This window comes from Brevundimonas aurantiaca, assembly GCF_014199955.1.
GTDB lineage: Bacteria > Pseudomonadota > Alphaproteobacteria > Caulobacterales > Caulobacteraceae > Brevundimonas > Brevundimonas aurantiaca.
Genome location: NZ_JACHOQ010000001.1, coordinates 490,842 through 505,344, shown reverse-complemented (window position 1 = coordinate 505,344; position 14,503 = coordinate 490,842). Strand labels below are relative to the sequence as shown.

At 66.1% G+C, this 14,503-nt stretch carries 12 protein-coding genes; 9 read left to right on the top strand and 3 right to left on the bottom strand.

What is annotated here, in order from left to right:
* Positions 1 to 8 precede the first annotated feature (8 nt).
* The 6 genes from GGQ93_RS02465 (at position 9) to lpxC (ending at position 9,854) form a co-directional block, all read left to right on the top strand.
* Entirely contained in the window at positions 9 to 950 is a 942-nt protein-coding gene (locus GGQ93_RS02465) for a D-alanine--D-alanine ligase (protein WP_183215007.1), read from the top strand.
* Positions 938 to 1,822: a cell division protein FtsQ/DivIB gene (locus tag GGQ93_RS02460; protein ID WP_054766522.1), complete on the top strand. Its 885-nt coding sequence runs from the start codon at positions 938 to 940 to the stop codon at positions 1,820 to 1,822. The genes GGQ93_RS02465 and GGQ93_RS02460 overlap by 13 nt, the downstream gene beginning before the upstream one ends.
* Positions 1,823 to 1,848: 26 nt before the next feature.
* Positions 1,849 to 3,177, top strand: coding sequence for a cell division protein FtsA (ftsA, locus tag GGQ93_RS02455; RefSeq protein ID WP_054766521.1), 1,329 nt, complete (start codon positions 1,849 to 1,851; stop codon positions 3,175 to 3,177).
* 423 nt (positions 3,178 to 3,600) lie between these two features.
* On the top strand, positions 3,601 to 6,942 hold the full coding sequence (locus GGQ93_RS02450; protein WP_183215006.1) for a TonB-dependent receptor: 3,342 nt from the start codon (positions 3,601 to 3,603) through the stop codon (positions 6,940 to 6,942).
* Between the two features lie 230 nt (positions 6,943 to 7,172).
* Positions 7,173 to 8,771, top strand: coding sequence for a cell division protein FtsZ (gene ftsZ, locus GGQ93_RS02445; RefSeq protein WP_054766519.1), 1,599 nt, complete (start codon positions 7,173 to 7,175; stop codon positions 8,769 to 8,771).
* A gap of 183 nt (positions 8,772 to 8,954) precedes the next feature.
* Positions 8,955 to 9,854 carry a UDP-3-O-acyl-N-acetylglucosamine deacetylase gene (lpxC, locus tag GGQ93_RS02440; RefSeq protein ID WP_183215248.1) on the top strand — a complete coding sequence of 300 codons (900 nt, stop codon included), beginning with the start codon at positions 8,955 to 8,957 and terminating at the stop codon, positions 9,852 to 9,854.
* A 49-nt stretch (positions 9,855 to 9,903) separates the two neighbouring features.
* Here the strand turns inward: lpxC and pgeF are convergent, their stop codons facing one another.
* The 3 genes from pgeF to lgt are packed head-to-tail and all read right to left on the bottom strand — an operon-like array spanning position 9,904 to position 12,634.
* Complete coding sequence (gene pgeF, locus GGQ93_RS02435) at positions 9,904 to 10,674, bottom strand: peptidoglycan editing factor PgeF (protein ID WP_183215005.1); 771 nt, start codon at positions 10,672 to 10,674, stop codon at positions 9,904 to 9,906.
* Entirely contained in the window at positions 10,671 to 11,768 is a 1,098-nt protein-coding gene (locus GGQ93_RS02430; RefSeq protein ID WP_183215004.1) for a class I SAM-dependent methyltransferase, read from the bottom strand. The genes pgeF and GGQ93_RS02430 overlap by 4 nt, the downstream gene beginning before the upstream one ends.
* Positions 11,765 to 12,634 (bottom strand): prolipoprotein diacylglyceryl transferase, encoded by an 870-nt coding sequence (gene lgt / locus GGQ93_RS02425; protein ID WP_183215003.1) that lies wholly within the window; start codon positions 12,632 to 12,634, stop codon positions 11,765 to 11,767. The genes GGQ93_RS02430 and lgt overlap by 4 nt, the downstream gene beginning before the upstream one ends.
* 177 nt (positions 12,635 to 12,811) lie before the next feature.
* Here lgt and GGQ93_RS02420 point away from each other — a divergent pair, with 177 nt between their 5' ends.
* The 3 genes from GGQ93_RS02420 (at position 12,812) to GGQ93_RS02410 (ending at position 14,500) form a co-directional block, all read left to right on the top strand.
* On the top strand, positions 12,812 to 13,111 hold the full coding sequence (locus tag GGQ93_RS02420; RefSeq protein WP_182713262.1) for an accessory factor UbiK family protein: 300 nt from the start codon (positions 12,812 to 12,814) through the stop codon (positions 13,109 to 13,111).
* A gap of 76 nt (positions 13,112 to 13,187) precedes the next feature.
* Positions 13,188 to 13,691, top strand: a complete 504-nt coding sequence (locus GGQ93_RS02415; RefSeq protein WP_054766514.1) for a type III secretion system chaperone family protein — start codon at positions 13,188 to 13,190, stop codon at positions 13,689 to 13,691.
* Entirely contained in the window at positions 13,691 to 14,500 is an 810-nt protein-coding gene (locus GGQ93_RS02410; protein WP_183215002.1) for a pyrroline-5-carboxylate reductase family protein, read from the top strand. Before GGQ93_RS02415 ends, GGQ93_RS02410 begins: the two co-directional genes overlap by 1 nt.
* The last annotated feature ends 3 nt before the right edge of the window (positions 14,501 to 14,503 follow it).

The window sequence follows — 14,503 nt, the reverse complement described above, 5'->3', positions numbered from 1 at the left end:
GAGAGGCCATGACCCGCGCATTCGAAGACCTTCATGTCGCCGTCCTGATGGGCGGCCTGTCCGCCGAGCGGGAGGTTTCGCTGACCTCCGGCGAGCAGTGCGCCCAGGCGCTGGAGCGGCAAGGGGTCCGCGTCAGCCGTGTGGACGCCGGGCGCGACCTGGCCAATGTCCTGTCGGGCCTGATCAAGCCGGACGTGGTGCTGAACTGCCTTCACGGCGCCTGGGGCGAGGACGGCTGCGTCCAGGGGGTGCTGGAGACCCTGCGGATACCTTACAGCCATTCCGGCGTCCTGGCCTCGGCCCTGGCCATGGACAAGAATAAGTCCAAGGCGGTGTTGAAGGCGGCGGGCGTCAAGGCGCCCGGCGGCGGTCTGTATGACCGGCATGAGGTGGCGGCGCGCCACGTCATCGAACCGCCCTATGTGGTCAAGCCGAACGCCGAGGGCTCGTCCGTCGGGGTCTATCTGGTGACCGAGGGGGCCAATCGACCGGTCGCCGAGGTGGGCGAGCCCGGCTGGGCCTATGGCGAACAGGTGATGGTGGAGCCCTATATCGCCGGCAAGGAGCTGGCCGTGGCCGTGATCGGCTATGCGGACGGGCCGCGCGCCCTGACCGTGACCGACATCACCCCGACCAAGGGCTTCTATGACTATGAGGCCAAATATGCGCCGGGCGGCTCGGTCCACGTCCTGCCCGCCGTCCTGCCGCCCGCCGTTTTCGAGGCCGCCCTGCGCCAGGCGGAGGCGGCCCATGTCGCCATGGGTTGCAAAGGCGTGTCCAGAAGCGACTTCCGTTATGACGATGTTAAGGACGATCTGGTTCTGCTGGAGGTCAACACTCAGCCGGGCATGACGCCGACCTCGCTCGTCCCCGAGCAGGCCGCCTATGCCGGAATGAGCTACGAAGATCTGGTTCGGTGGATGGTGGAGGACGCCTCATGCCCGCGGTAGTTCGCGGCGGTCGGCGACAGAGTACGGGTTCCTCGCGTGGCGCAGCCCCCAAGAAGGGAGGGCGTTCGCGCGGCGGCGCGCCCCGGCCTGCGTCCCCCATTCCCGGCAAGATGGCCGCCATCGGCCGGATCGACGTCTCCCCCCGCACCGTCATGATCGCCCTGGGCGCCGGCGCCCTTCTGGTCGTCGGCATTCTGGCGACGGGCGCGCGGGCCGAAAGGATCGGCCAGTCCGTCTCCCACGGGATCGACGGGATGACGGCCGGCATGGGGCTGTCGCTCAAACGCGTTCACATCACCGGCGCCTCGGCCGAGGCCGAGCCGGCCATTCAGCAGGCCCTGGGTCTTTATTCAGGCCAGCCGATCACCAGTCTCGATCTGGACGCCATCCGTGACCGGGTGCAGGGCGTGGGCTGGGTCAAGTCCGCGCGCGTCGTGCGCCTGTTGCCCGACACCCTGATCATCGAGGTCAAGGAGCACGACCGCCTCGCCGTCTGGCAGGAGGCCGGTCAGATCAAGGTCATCGACACACGGGGGCAGGTGATCAAGGGCGCCGACGCCCGTCGCTATCCCACCCTGCCGTTGGTCGTGGGCAAGGGTGCGGACCAGGCCGCCGCCGAAATCCTGCCTCTGCTGGCCCAGCGGCCGCGCCTGATGAGCCGGGTGGATGCGGTGGTGCGGGTGGACGAACGCCGCTGGGATCTGCGCCTGAAGGACGGCAGCCTGATCCAGCTGCCGGCCACGGAACAGGAGGCGGCCCTGATCCGCCTCGATGCGCTGGATCAGCGCGAACGCCTGCTCGACCTGGGCTTCGCCCGGGTCGATCTGAGAACGCCGGACGAGATTGCGGTGCGCCCCGCCGCCGACGCTTAACAGGGACCAGTAGGAGTATGGCGGGAATGCAGCGTGGATCGGCGAACGACCAGGGCCGGGTGATGGACCCCCGCGCCGGCCGCGCGCCGGTGATCGCCGCCCTGGACATCGGTCAGTCCAAGGTCTCGTGCTTCATCATGAAGCCGGACGGCGTGCGCCATGCCGACCGCACCATCCGTGTCGCCGGCGCCAGCCACGTCCAGTCCAAGGGCGTCAGGGGCGGGGCCATCATCAATATGGATGAGGCGGCCCAGGCCATCGGCCACGCCGTCGAACGGGCCGAGCGCGCGGCCCAGAGCCCGGTCTCGGGCGTGGTCGTCACCACCGCCATCGGCCAGATGGCCAGCCACAGGGTTCAGGCCCGGGTGTCCCTGGGCGCCAATCCCGTCGGCGACGCCGATCTGGCCCGCGCCATCGGCATGGCCCTGGCCCAGATCCGTCTGCCCAACCGTCGGCCCATCCACGTCCTGCCCATCGCCTGGTCAGTGGACGGGGCGCGCGGCGTCCACGATCCGCGCGCGATGCGCGGCGGGTCGCTGGGGCTGGATCTTCTGGTCGTCTCCATGGCCGAGAATGTGTTCACGACCCTGAGCCACTGTCTGGAGCTGGCCCATCTGGATCTCCAGGGGGTGGCCGCCGCGCCCGTCGTTTCGTCGCTCGCCGCCCTGGAAGAAGACGAGATGGACCTGGGCGCCGTCTGCATCGATATGGGCGGCGGCTCGACCAGCGCCGCCGTCTGGGGCGGACGGTCCCTGCTGCATGTGGAGAGCCTGAACGTCGGCGGGGACCATGTGACGTCTGACATCGCCCGCGGCCTGTCCACGTCCAAGGCGGGCGCCGAGCGGCTGAAGACCCTGCACGGTTCTGCCATGGCCAGCGCCAATGAGGACCGCGAAATGCTGGAGGCGCCGCCGCGCGGCGAAGACGCCTCGGCCGGCCCGGTCATTGTGCCGCGCGCCATGCTGAAGACGGTGATCGCCCCGCGCGTGGAAGAGACGCTGGAACTGTTGCGCGACCGGCTGAAGGCGGCGGGGGTCGGCCTAGAGCCCGGCGCCGGCCTGGTCCTGACCGGCGGCGCCAGCCAGTTGAACGGCGTGCGCGAACTGGCCGTGCGCGTCTTCGACCGCCCCGTCCGCCTCGGAAAACCCCAACGGGCGCCACATTTGGCCGACGCCGCGTCAGGACCGGCCTTCTGCGCCACCGCCGGGGTGCTGTTGCGGGCGGCCTATGGACCCCGTGAGGCGGTGTCGGCCAGGAAGCTGATGGCGCGCCAGATCACCGCTGCGGATGCGCCCAAGGTGCATCGCGGCAATGTGGTCGGGCGTGTGGCGGGCTGGCTGCGGGATAACCTGTAAGATAATCCTGCTTTTCGGCCGTCAGTCCAAACTCGGCGCTTGATGTAGCCGAGACCAAGCTTGGTTGGTGCCTCTAGCAACCTTCTTGCCCCGATTTCGGCGCTGCGATCAATCTCGGGCCGCCTTATAAATACCTTTCACATTTCGCGGATTTATTAACCGATAAATCGACGTGTTTTGGTAACATAACCCGAAAACTTGCATGTACACGCAAAACAATTTCGCAATTCAGCAGAATTCAAAGGATTTTGAACCTCATTTGCTGAGGAGCCGAAGGCGAAATTGTGGCTTTGCCGCTACATATGGACGGCAAGACGTTCGGAATGTGTTCGAAATGATGGATACCTGCCGCCATCTTGTTACAAACCCTTCACGTTCGTGGCGGCCCATCGCCGCCCGATTTTTCATGGGGCTGTTCATTCAATGAGATCCACTCGTAAAATCCTGTTTGGCACGACAATTTTGGCGGGCGTCCTGGCTGCGGCCGCCCCGTCTTTCGCCCAAACGCAGAGCTCGACACCCGCCTCATCGGAATCGACGACGGACGTCGAAGAAATCGTCGTCACCGGGTCTCGCATTCGTCGTGACCCCACGACGGCTCCTACGCCCCTAATTCAGGTGTCGCGAGAGGCCCTTCTGGAGACGGGTCAGACGACGGTGATCGACTATCTGGCCACCATTCCGGCCCTGTCGAATTCGCAGGTTCCTTCCGATACAACGGGTAATGCGCTGGGAGCGTTGGGGCTTTCGCTTCCGAACCTGCGCAGCTTGGGCGCGGGGCGGACCCTGACCCTGGTGGACGGTCGCCGGCACGTCGGATCTCAGACCGGTTCGCTGGCGGTTGACGTTGATACGATCCCTCGTCTTCTGATCCAGAACATTGAAATCGTGACGGGCGGCGCGTCTTCGGTTTACGGCGCCGACGCTGTTTCGGGCGTCCTGAACTTCGTCCTCCGCAAGGATTTCGAAGGGCTCGAGGTCGATGGCAACTACGGCATCATAAACAAGGGGGGGGATGAAACCACCAAGAGGATTTCGATCCTCGGCGGTGTCAATCTGCTGGACGACCGGCTCAATGTGTACGGCTTCGGCGAATACGAAGACATTGAAGACGTCAATGCGGAATCGATCGAATGGTTGGGCAAGGCCTGGGGTCTGGTCGGCAATGATGCGGATCCGACCACTGTCGGTCTGACCTCGGACGGTATTTACGACGCTGTTCTTTATCGTGACCTGCGGCAGCTGCAGATCCTGCGTGGCGGTCAACTGACGATCGCCAACGGCGTGCGGCCCGATCCCACGCTGAACCCCAACGTCCCCAATGTGGCCACCAGCTCCAACTGTCTTGCGGCCAACGGTCCCCTGACGGCGGATTGCTATAATCCCCGTCCGGGCCTGACCTATGTCTTTGACGAGAACGGCAATGCGCGTCTGGCCGATTTCGGCGGCAGGGTGGCGAACACGGGCCGCTTCCAGGGCACCCATATCGGCGGGGACGGTGAGAACCCCGCACTGTTCAACCGCGAATCCTACTTCCCTCAGTCCCGCAGCCAACGTTACCAGACCGGGCTGAACTTCAAGCTCACGCCGGACATCAACCTTCACGCAGAATACAAATATGTTTATGAAGAGTCGGAGCAAAATGGCGGTCCCGCCTTTGCTGACGTCTATTTCACGAACTCGTATTCGCTTGCGCAGCAGCAACGGCCGGTTCTGAACGCCAGAACGTCAAGCCCCACGGCGTTTCTGTCGCGGCTCGACAATGCCTTCCTCCCGGCGAATGTGCTGGCCCAGATCCAAGGCAACGTCGTACAGCCGTACGGCACGTCCACGGCGACGGCCCCCGGCGCGCCTCTCGCACAGTTCAACGCTCCTTGGGCGCGTTACACCGCCTGGTCTCGTGATCGCATCCAAGAAAACACTCGCGAACTAAACCGCTTTGTCGTGAGCGCCGACGGCACCCACGACGGCTTCGGGTTCGTCAAGGACATCAGCTGGGATATCGGCTACACTCACGGCGAGGTGGAAAACCAAAACACCGAATACCCGGTCGATGGTCTTCGCTACGCCTTCGCTCTGGACGCCGTGCGCGACACCGCCGGAGTTCTTGGGACGCCGAATGCGATCGTGTGCCGGGTCAAGTTGTTGACGGCCAACGGTGCGACCATCGCCAACCAGAACACCGGCGCCGCCGCCGGGTCGGCTGGCGCGTTGACGGCCAGCAGCCCCGAAGTTGCTGAATGCCAGCCTTACAACATCTTTGGCGAAGGCGCCGCCAGCCAGGAAGCCATCAACTACATCACCGCCAAGACGGGGGTGGACGAGAAGAACACGCAAGACAGCGCTGTGGCGTCGATCTCGGCTACTGTGGGTGACTACTGGGGCGCCGGCCCGATCGGGGTCGCGCTCGGCGCCGAGTACCGCCGTCAAGAAACGACCGGCACGGGGCGCACCCGCACGGCCGAAGGTCGCTGGCTGTTGAGCAACATCGGCGACGATTGGGCCCCCGGCGCTGAGTATGAAACCAAGGAAGTGTTTGCTGAGTTGGCGGTTCCGCTCTTCCGCGAAAGCTTCCTGGGTTATTATGCAGAGCTGAGCGGTTCGTACCGCTACTCCGACTACACCACGACCGGCGGCGATGACGTCTATGGCATCAACCTGGTTTATCGCCCCGTGCCGGAGCTGGCTTTCAAGTCGAGCTTCAACACCTCGACCCGCGCGCCCGATCTGAGCGAACGTTTTGGGCCTCGCGTCCAAACCTTCGCTTCCATTACGGACCCTTGCGATGCGCAGGTGATCGCCAATCTGTCTGACCGCACCATTGCGAACCAGCGTATTGCGAACTGCTCGACCCAAGCGGCGTCTCTGGGATTGGGTGGAGTGTTCAACTTCTCCGATCCCACGGCCACCAATGCGTTCCGGCCGGTGTATAGCTCGAGCGTTTCCGGCGCCCTCGCAGGCAACACCAACCTCAAGCCGGAAACGTCAGAGTCCTTCACCTTCTCGGTGGTGTATCAGCCTCCGATCGCGCCCGGTCTGAGCCTGGTGCTCGATTATTACGAGATCGAGATCAAGGACCTGCTCTCAACGGTTACGGGCCAAACGTCTGCGAACCTGTGCGTCAACGGCCCGACACTGAACGACGTTTTCTGCGACGTCATTACGCGTTCCGCCGTGGATCTGCCTGCGCCTAACGATGACCGCTTCAAGATCACGGACTTCCTGCAAGCGTCGTTCAACTTCGCCAAGCGGACTACGCGCGGCCTGGACTTCAACGTGAACTATGCGGCTGACCTGGCGGACATCACGCCTTGGTCGCTGGGCCGGATCAACTACAGCCTGCGTGGCACGTGGTTGATCGAGCAGAAGCAGTTCAACAACATCTCCAATCCGAACGATTTCACGGAACTTTCGAGCTCCTTGTATTATCCGCGGGTTCGGATGACGTCCTCGCTGTCCTATTCGCCGAATGACAAGTTCACGGCGACCTGGATTGTCGATTGGCAGACGGCTCAGGACATTGTTCAGCGCCGCGACGCCATCAACAATCCGGACTCGCGGCCAGCTGAGTATTTCGACACCGGAAACTTCGCTCGTCATGACCTGCAGTTCAGATACGCCATGCGCGAAGATCTTGATCTCCGCTTTGGCGTAACCAATGTGACCAACGCCGAGCAGGCGCCGTGGTTGGGCACGACGCTCTACTCGAACTTCGATCCTTACGGACGCCGCTTCAACATCGGCTTCAACTATCGGCCCTGGTAAGGGGCCAATCTTCAAGACCTCCGGGGGCGGCCTGACAAGGCCGCCCCATTTTTTTGCATCAACCTCCAGCCAAGCTCGCACTTTGTGCTGTTCTCGAGTCCGACTCACATTATCGCCGTAACCATCTCTTAACCCTCGTGGGTGCAATCCTTAACGCGCTCATAACCAAGGTGATTCGGCGGGGTGTTCGCCTTGGGACGAGGGGCAGGGTCGGAAGGTCGGAAAACAGAATGTCGCTCTCATTGGTCAAGCCGCAACACACTGAACTGAAGCCCCGCATCGTCGTGTTCGGCGTCGGCGGAGCCGGCGGCAACGCCGTGAACAATATGATCGACGCCGGCCTGGAAGGGGTCGAGTTCGTCGTGGCCAACACCGACGCGCAGCACCTCAGCTTCGCCAAGACGGATCGCCGCATCCAGCTGGGCGAGACCATCACCCAAGGCCTGGGCGCCGGCGCCCACCCCGAGGTCGGCATGAACGCCGCCGAGGAATCCGCCGACGAGATCCATCAGCACCTAGAAGGCGCCCACATGGTGTTTATCACCTGCGGCATGGGCGGCGGCACCGGCACGGGCGCGGCGCCCGTCATCGCCAAATGCGCGCGCGATCGCGGCATTCTGACGGTCGGGGTGGTGACCAAGCCCTTCACCTTCGAAGGCCGCCACCGGATGCGCCTGGCCGATGCGGGCGTCGCCGAGCTGCAACGCTATGTCGACACCCTGATCGTCATTCCGAACCAGAACCTGTTCCGCGTCGCCAACGAGCGCACCACCTTCGCCGACGCCTTCGGCATGGCCGACCAGGTTCTGCACTCGGGCGTGCGCTCGATCACCGATCTGATGATCCTGCCGGGCCTGATCAATCTGGACTTCGCCGACGTGCGCGCCGTCATGTCCGAAATGGGCAAGGCGATGATGGGCACCGGCGAGGCCTCCGGTGATGACAGGGCGTTAATGGCCGCCCAGAACGCCATCGCCAATCCGCTGCTGGACGAAACCAGCCTGAAGGGCGCCAAGGCCGTGCTGGTCAACATCACCGGCGGTCTGGACATGACCCTGCTGGAAGTCGATGAAGCCGCCAACGCCATCTCGGCGGAAGTGGACGGCGACGCCAACATCATCTTCGGCGCCGCCTTCGATCCGGCGCTGGACGGCAAGATCCGCGTCTCGGTGGTCGCCACCGGCATGGACGAGGGCGTGGTGCAGCGCGCCGAGCCCTCGGCGCCGACGGCCCCCTTGGCCGATCACAGCGCCCGCCGTTCGGCCGGCGGCCTGTACGGAACCCAAACGTCGCGCGCCGCCCCGGAGCCCGCCCGCGAGACCTATCGCGAGCCGGTCCGCGCCGAACGCGCCCCGGAGCCGCGCGTCGAGGCCCGGCCCGAGCCCCGTATCGAAGCCGCCCCCGTCGTCCCCAGCTTTCAGGCCCCGGCTGCGGCCGAACCCCGTCCCGAACCGGTGATCCGCGTCGCTGAACCGGCGCCGCGCACCCTGGAGCCGATCGTGGATCCGTGGGTCGAGGAGTATGAGACGCGCGCCCCGGCGGCCTCCGCCCAACCGAGCCGCGCCCCGGTCGAACCCCAGGGCGATCTCTACGCCGCGCGTTCGCCCGAGCCGACCGCCGACGACTATGACGACCGCGACCATCGCCGCAGCGGCTGGAGCCTGTTCGGTCGGGGCAAGCGCGCCCAGCCGCAGCCCGAGCCGACCTACAGCCGCGCCCAGCCGCAAATGCGCCAGTCGGCCCAGCCCCAATCGGCGCCGGAGCCGGAAGCGGGCCAGGCTGACGATGACCTGGAGATTCCCTCTTTTCTCCGCCGTCTCGCCAACTGACCGCCGGAAAAACTGACCACCACGCCCCGAAGCCCGGCTTCGGGGCGTTTTTCGTTCCGTCCGTATCAGAACGAAACAATCCGAAACCCGACTTTCATTTTCCTGTTGCCGGCCAACCGTTAGACCGGGCCTGTGCCGCAGTCTGTCCCCATGGGCTGCGGCGGTAACGAAGCGAGTTTGCCTTTGCCGGTCCGGAACGACCATCAGGAACGCACCCTCATCGCACCGGCGATTATCGCCGGCGTTGGCGTGCACACGGGCCGCCGGGTCCGGCTTGCGGTGCGGCCTGCGCCTGCGGGGACGGGGATCGTCTTCGTGCGCACGGACGTCGCCGACCGCGACAACCGCATCCCCGTGTCGGGCGAGGCGGTCGTGGACGCGCGGCTGAACACCATGATCGAGAATGCGGCGGGCGTGCGCCTGTCGACGATCGAGCACCTGATGGCGGCCTTCTGTGCGCTGGGCGTATCGAACGCCGTGGTCGAGGTGGACGGGCCGGAGTTGCCGATCCTGGACGGCTCGGCGCTGGAGTTCGTGCGGCTGCTGGACCGGGCGGGCTTTCGGCCCCAGGCGCTGCCCCAGCGCTATATCGAGATCCTGGAGACGGTTCATGTCGTCGAGGGCGACAAACACGCCGCCCTTCTGCCGTGCGACCGCTATGAGATGCGGTTCGAAATCGACTTCCCTTCGGCCGCCATCGGCAATCAGGTGATCGACTTCGTCGTGGACGAGGCGACCTTCCGCCAGGAGATCATGGCCTGCCGCACCTTCGGCTTCGCCCATGAGGTCGAGGCCCTGCGTCAGGCCGGCCTGGCCCGCGGCGGCTCGCTGGAGAACGCCGTGGTCATAGACGGCGACCAGATTCTGAACCCCGGCGGCCTGCGCATGGAACGCGAGTTCGTGCGGCACAAGGCGCTGGACGCCATCGGCGACCTTTACGTCCTGGGCGCGCCCCTGCTGGGCCGATACGAGGGCTACAAGGCCGGCCACGCGGTGAACAACAAGCTGGTCCGCGCCTTGCTGGCTGCGCCGCATGCGTGGCGGGAAGTGACGCGCGTGCCGGAATTGGCGCAGGCGGGGTGATACGCTTTCGCCCTCCCCGGACGGGGAGGGAGAGGGTAGGCGGATTAAGTCAGACCCCGATGACGCTGATCAACCGCCCGAAATCCGGCTCTCCGCGTTGGAACGCCCTGCGGTTGGAATAGAAGCGATCCGCGTCGGCGCAGGTGTCGTGGCCGGTCCAGACGGCCTGGCCGACCCTGGCCTGTTGCAGACGCCACAGGACGAAGCCGGGCAGGTCGAACAGCCGCTTGTCGTCCGCCGCGCCGGGCTTGAAGAAGCGTTCGCTGCCGGGGTCGTGGTGGACGAACCGCTCCTGGAAATCGACGCCGACCTCATAGCTGGCCTGGGCGATGCACGGGCCGACGACGGCCAGGATGCGGCGCGGCTCGGCGCCCAGGGCCTCCATGGCCGAGACGGCGGAATGGACCACCCCGCCCAGGGCGCCCTTCCAGCCGGCGTGGACGGCGGCGACGATCCGGGTCTCAGGGTCCGCCATCAGAACGGGGGCGCAGTCGGCGGTCAGGACCGAACACAGCAGGCCGGGCTCGGCCGACACGACCGCATCGCCCTCGGGGCGGTCGCCGCGCCACGGACCATCGGCGACCCGGGCGACGGCCGAATGGATCTGATAGCAGCCGTTCAGATGATCGGCGTCAGCCCCGAAATGGGCGGCCACGCGGCGGCGGTTCTCGGCCACGGCGGCCGGGTCGTCCTTGGAGCCGACGCCGGTGTTCAGGCCCTTGTATATGCCGGTCGAAACGCCGCCCGCGCGGGTGAAGAAGCCGTGGTCGAACCCGGCGGCGGTCAGCAGCGGATGGGTGATGGGGGCCAGGCTGGTCATTGGTCCCACCCCGGGACGACCAATGAGCGGGGGGAGAAGACTGCGGCGGCCTTGAACAGGCGTCCCATCTGGTCCTCGGCGGTCAGGCGATTCAGTTGGCGGTCGATGACGGGGGCCGCATCGGGGCGCCCCGTTTTCAACCGTTCTGCGCGGGCTTCGATCCCGAGACGGCGCAGGAAGTCGCCCTGTCCCAGGCAGCCGGTGACGTCGGCGCCGGCGCGGACGGCGGCCTCCAGCACGCGCGGGAAGTCGGCCCACTGGGTCAGGTCGGCCTCGCCGGGACTGTCCAGCGGATCGACCTTCTGGTGGCGGCGCAGGGCCTGGAGGGTGTCGCCGGCCTCTGGGCGGGCGCGGCCGTAGTCGATCAGCAGGGCGGCGCCCGAGGCCGCCTTCATCAGCAGGGCCAGGTCGCGGCCGAAGATCGCCTGCTGTTCGGAAATCTCGAAAATCTGACCCGGCGTCATGTCGAAGCCGGGCTTTTCGAAGCCGCCGGTGATCGCGGTCAGGCCGAAGATCAGGTCGTTGTCGTCGGTGACGCCGATCCGGCGTTCGGCCCAGCCGTCCTCGGTGCGCACGAACTGGCGGGCGGGCATACAGTCCAGCACCTCATTGGCGATCAGGACGACAGGGGCGTCGGTCTCGATCTGGGTCAGGTCGCGCACCCAGCGCGGCGACAGGTCAGCGCCGGCCAGGGCCCTGGCCTGCAGATCACGCAAGGGGCCGCTGGGCTCGATCAGGATCAGGTCGCAGGCTTCCAGAAAGCCGGGAACCAGGCGCGCGGCCCTCAGGGCGTCGCTGATCAATGTCCCGTCGCCCGGCCCCACCTCGACCAGACGGAACCGCTCGGGCGCGCCCAGCCGGTTCCAGGTCTCGACCGCCCACAGGCCGATCAGTTCGCCGAACATCTGGCTGATCAGGGGGGCGGTGATGAAGTCGCCGCCTTCTCCCAGAATCGTTTGGTGGGCCGGTCGCGAGGCGTAGTAGCCGCCCTTGGGATCATGCAGGCAGCGGGTCACATAGTCGGCGACCGTCATCGGCCCTGTCAGGGCGATCTCGCGCGCCAGACGGGTCTTCAGGCTTTCGGCCGAAGTCATGCGGAGACGGGCGGCCGGTTCCAGGCGCGCCAGACCAGCCAGGCGCCGACCAGGATCATCGGGATGGACAGCATCATCCCCATGGTCAGGCCTAGGGGGAAGTCGGGCATGCCGTAGTCGGGCTCGCGCACATTCTCCAGCGCCGCGCGGCAGACGCCGTAGCCGACCAGGAAGAGGCCGGTGACATAGCCGGGCTTCTTCAGCAGGTCGAATTTCCAGACGCCCAGCGACAGGATGGACAGCAGGACGATCCCCTCCAGGCCCGCCTCATAGAGCTGGCTGGGGTGGCGCGGCGCGTCGCCGGCGGGGCAGAAGCCGTACATCTGCTGGATACGGGCGTTGCAGAAGCGGATGGCCCAGGGAACGGTCGTCTCGCGGCCCCACAGTTCGCCGTTGATGAAATTGGCCAGACGGCCGAACATCAGGCCGATCGGCACCACCGGCGCGACGACGTCGCCCAGACGCAGCATGTCGATCTTCTGGCCGCGCGAATAGAGGACGATGGCCAGGCAGACGCCCAGGAAGCCCCCGTGGAAGCTCATCCCGCCGGTCCAGAGCTGGAACAGCTCGAACCGTTCGCCCAGGGTCTGGCCCGTGAACAGCTGGGCGTACATGATCGGCTTGTAGAAGAGGGCGTAGCCCAGCCGGCCGCCCAGGATGATGCCCAGCACGATCCACAGCACCAGATCGTCCAACTGGGTCGTGCTGATCGGCGGCTTGCCCGGCGCCCACAGGCGTTCGGTCTTGATCAGTCGGGCGGCGTACCACCAGCCCAGGACGATGCCGGCCACATAGGCCAGGGCGTACCAGCGGATCGGAAGCGGTCCGAGATGGATCAGGACCGGATCGAATTCGGGAAAGGGCAAGGGGATTTCCTGTGCTGGCCAGTCTCTCGACGGGCGGTTTAGCAAGCGTCGCCGCCTACGTCGCCTGTGAAGACGCATCACGACGCCTTGATGGCGCCGCCGAAGCAGCAGAAAGAAAGGTTTCGTTCACCATAGTCGGTGACCCTCCGTTAACGACGTTCGAGTCGGAGCCTTTCGATGCAGACCCGCAATCCCCTTCTGGATGAGTTCGCCAAGCTGACGACGGGCGCCATGGGCCTGGCCCAGGCGGCCGGTGAAGAGGCCAAGACCGCCTGGCGCGCCCAGACCGACCGGATCGTCGCCGAGATGGACCTGGTCCGTCGCGACGAGTTCGATGTGCTGAAGGATGAGATCGCCGCCCTGCGGGCCGAGATCGCCGAATTGAAGGCCGGCAAGAAGCCCGCCGCAAAGACCTCGACCAAGCCCGCCGCGGGAACGTCCACAGATGGAACTCAACCCGGGGACGCAGCCGGTTGAGCCGAATCCGCGAACAGGCTTACCACTCTGTTAACGGCCGTGATTCTGGCGGCCGCAGCCCGAACTGAGAGACTTGATGGACATCGCCCGGCCCGAGGAAACGGACGTGCCCTTCGACCCGCTGGAGGTCGTGGAGCATGTTCTTACGGCCGAGAACCTGCCGTTCGATCGCACCGACGACGGCGATCTGGCCTTTGCGCTCGCGGGGGACTGGAAGGATTACGAGCTTTGGTTCGCCTGGCGGCCCGAGGGCGACTGCCTGCAACTGTGCTGCGCCCTTGATCTGAAGGTGGCCAAGAGCCGCAAGACGGCCGCCCACGAACTGGTCGGCCTGATCAATCAGCGCACCTGGATGGGCCATTTCGAGGTCTGGGCCGAGGACGGCGAGATCGTCTTCCGCCATTCCCTGGCCCTGCCGATGGGCGAGCGGCCGACCCTGGCCCAGGCGGCCTCGATGATTGATGCGGCGATCGAGGCGGCGGACCGCTATTACCCCGCCTTCGACTTCATGGTGCGCGGAAACAAGAAGCCCCAGGAGGCCATAGAGGCCTGCCTGTTCGAGACGGTCGGCAACGCCTGATGCCTGATCCCCAGCCGGTTGAAGGCCCCGTCGTCCTGGTCGGCTGCGGTCGGCTGGGCTCGGCCATTCTGGAAGGCTGGTTGCTGACCCAGACGGTCGCGGCCTCCGATCTGATCATCCTGACGCCCTCGCAAAAGCCCGCCGCAGAAGCCGCACGGGCGCAGGGCGCGCGGGTCAATCCGCCGCTCGAGGTATTGGCCGAGGCCAAGGTGATCGTCCTGGCGGTCAAGCCCGCCCTGTGGCGCGACGTCATGACGCCGCTTCTGCCCTTCCTGGGCGATCAGGCGGTGATCCTGTCGGTCATGGCGGGCGTCACGGCGCCGACCCTGGCCGAAGGGATCGGCGGCTGGCCCATCGTGCGGGTGATGCCGACCACCGGCGTCTCGCGCGGAGGCGGGGTGGCCTCGGTCTGGTCGGCCGATGATCGGGCGCGCGCCCTGGGCCGCGCCCTGTTCCAACGGATGGCGGAGACGGTCGATCTGGCGGACGAAGCCCTGATGGACGCGGCGACGGCCGTGGCCGGATCGGGCGCGGCCTATTTTTACGCCTTCACAGAGGCCCTGGCGCGCGCCGGGGAGGCGGCGGGACTGGACGCGGGCACGGCTGACGTTCTGGCCCGCGCCACCCTGCGATCCGCCGCAGAGTCGATGGGCGATGATCCCTTGGACGCCTTGATCGGCCGGATCGCCTCGCCCGGCGGCTCGACCCGCGCGGGGCTGGAGGCCATGGCGAGGGACGGCCGTCTGACGGCGATGCTGAACGACACCGTCGCGGCGGCGGTGCACCGCAACCGCGAAATGGGCGCCTAGAGC

Excerpts from the sequence above, each read along its gene's own strand:
- GGQ93_RS02415 (WP_054766514.1), top strand. The coding sequence starts at position 13,188 with ATGGACATCGCCCGGCCCGAGGAAACGGACGTGCCCTTCGACCCGCTG.
- GGQ93_RS02430 (WP_183215004.1), bottom strand. The coding sequence starts at position 11,768 with ATGACTTCGGCCGAAAGCCTGAAGACCCGTCTGGCGCGCGAGATCGCC.
- ftsA (WP_054766521.1), top strand. The coding sequence starts at position 1,849 with ATGCAGCGTGGATCGGCGAACGACCAGGGCCGGGTGATGGACCCCCGC.
- GGQ93_RS02410 (WP_183215002.1), top strand. The coding sequence starts at position 13,691 with ATGCCTGATCCCCAGCCGGTTGAAGGCCCCGTCGTCCTGGTCGGCTGC.
- ftsZ (WP_054766519.1), top strand. The coding sequence starts at position 7,173 with ATGTCGCTCTCATTGGTCAAGCCGCAACACACTGAACTGAAGCCCCGC.
- pgeF (WP_183215005.1), bottom strand. The coding sequence starts at position 10,674 with ATGACCAGCCTGGCCCCCATCACCCATCCGCTGCTGACCGCCGCCGGG.
- GGQ93_RS02420 (WP_182713262.1), top strand. The coding sequence starts at position 12,812 with ATGCAGACCCGCAATCCCCTTCTGGATGAGTTCGCCAAGCTGACGACG.
- GGQ93_RS02450 (WP_183215006.1), top strand. The coding sequence starts at position 3,601 with ATGAGATCCACTCGTAAAATCCTGTTTGGCACGACAATTTTGGCGGGC.
- GGQ93_RS02460 (WP_054766522.1), top strand. The coding sequence starts at position 938 with ATGCCCGCGGTAGTTCGCGGCGGTCGGCGACAGAGTACGGGTTCCTCG.
- GGQ93_RS02465 (WP_183215007.1), top strand. The coding sequence starts at position 9 with ATGACCCGCGCATTCGAAGACCTTCATGTCGCCGTCCTGATGGGCGGC.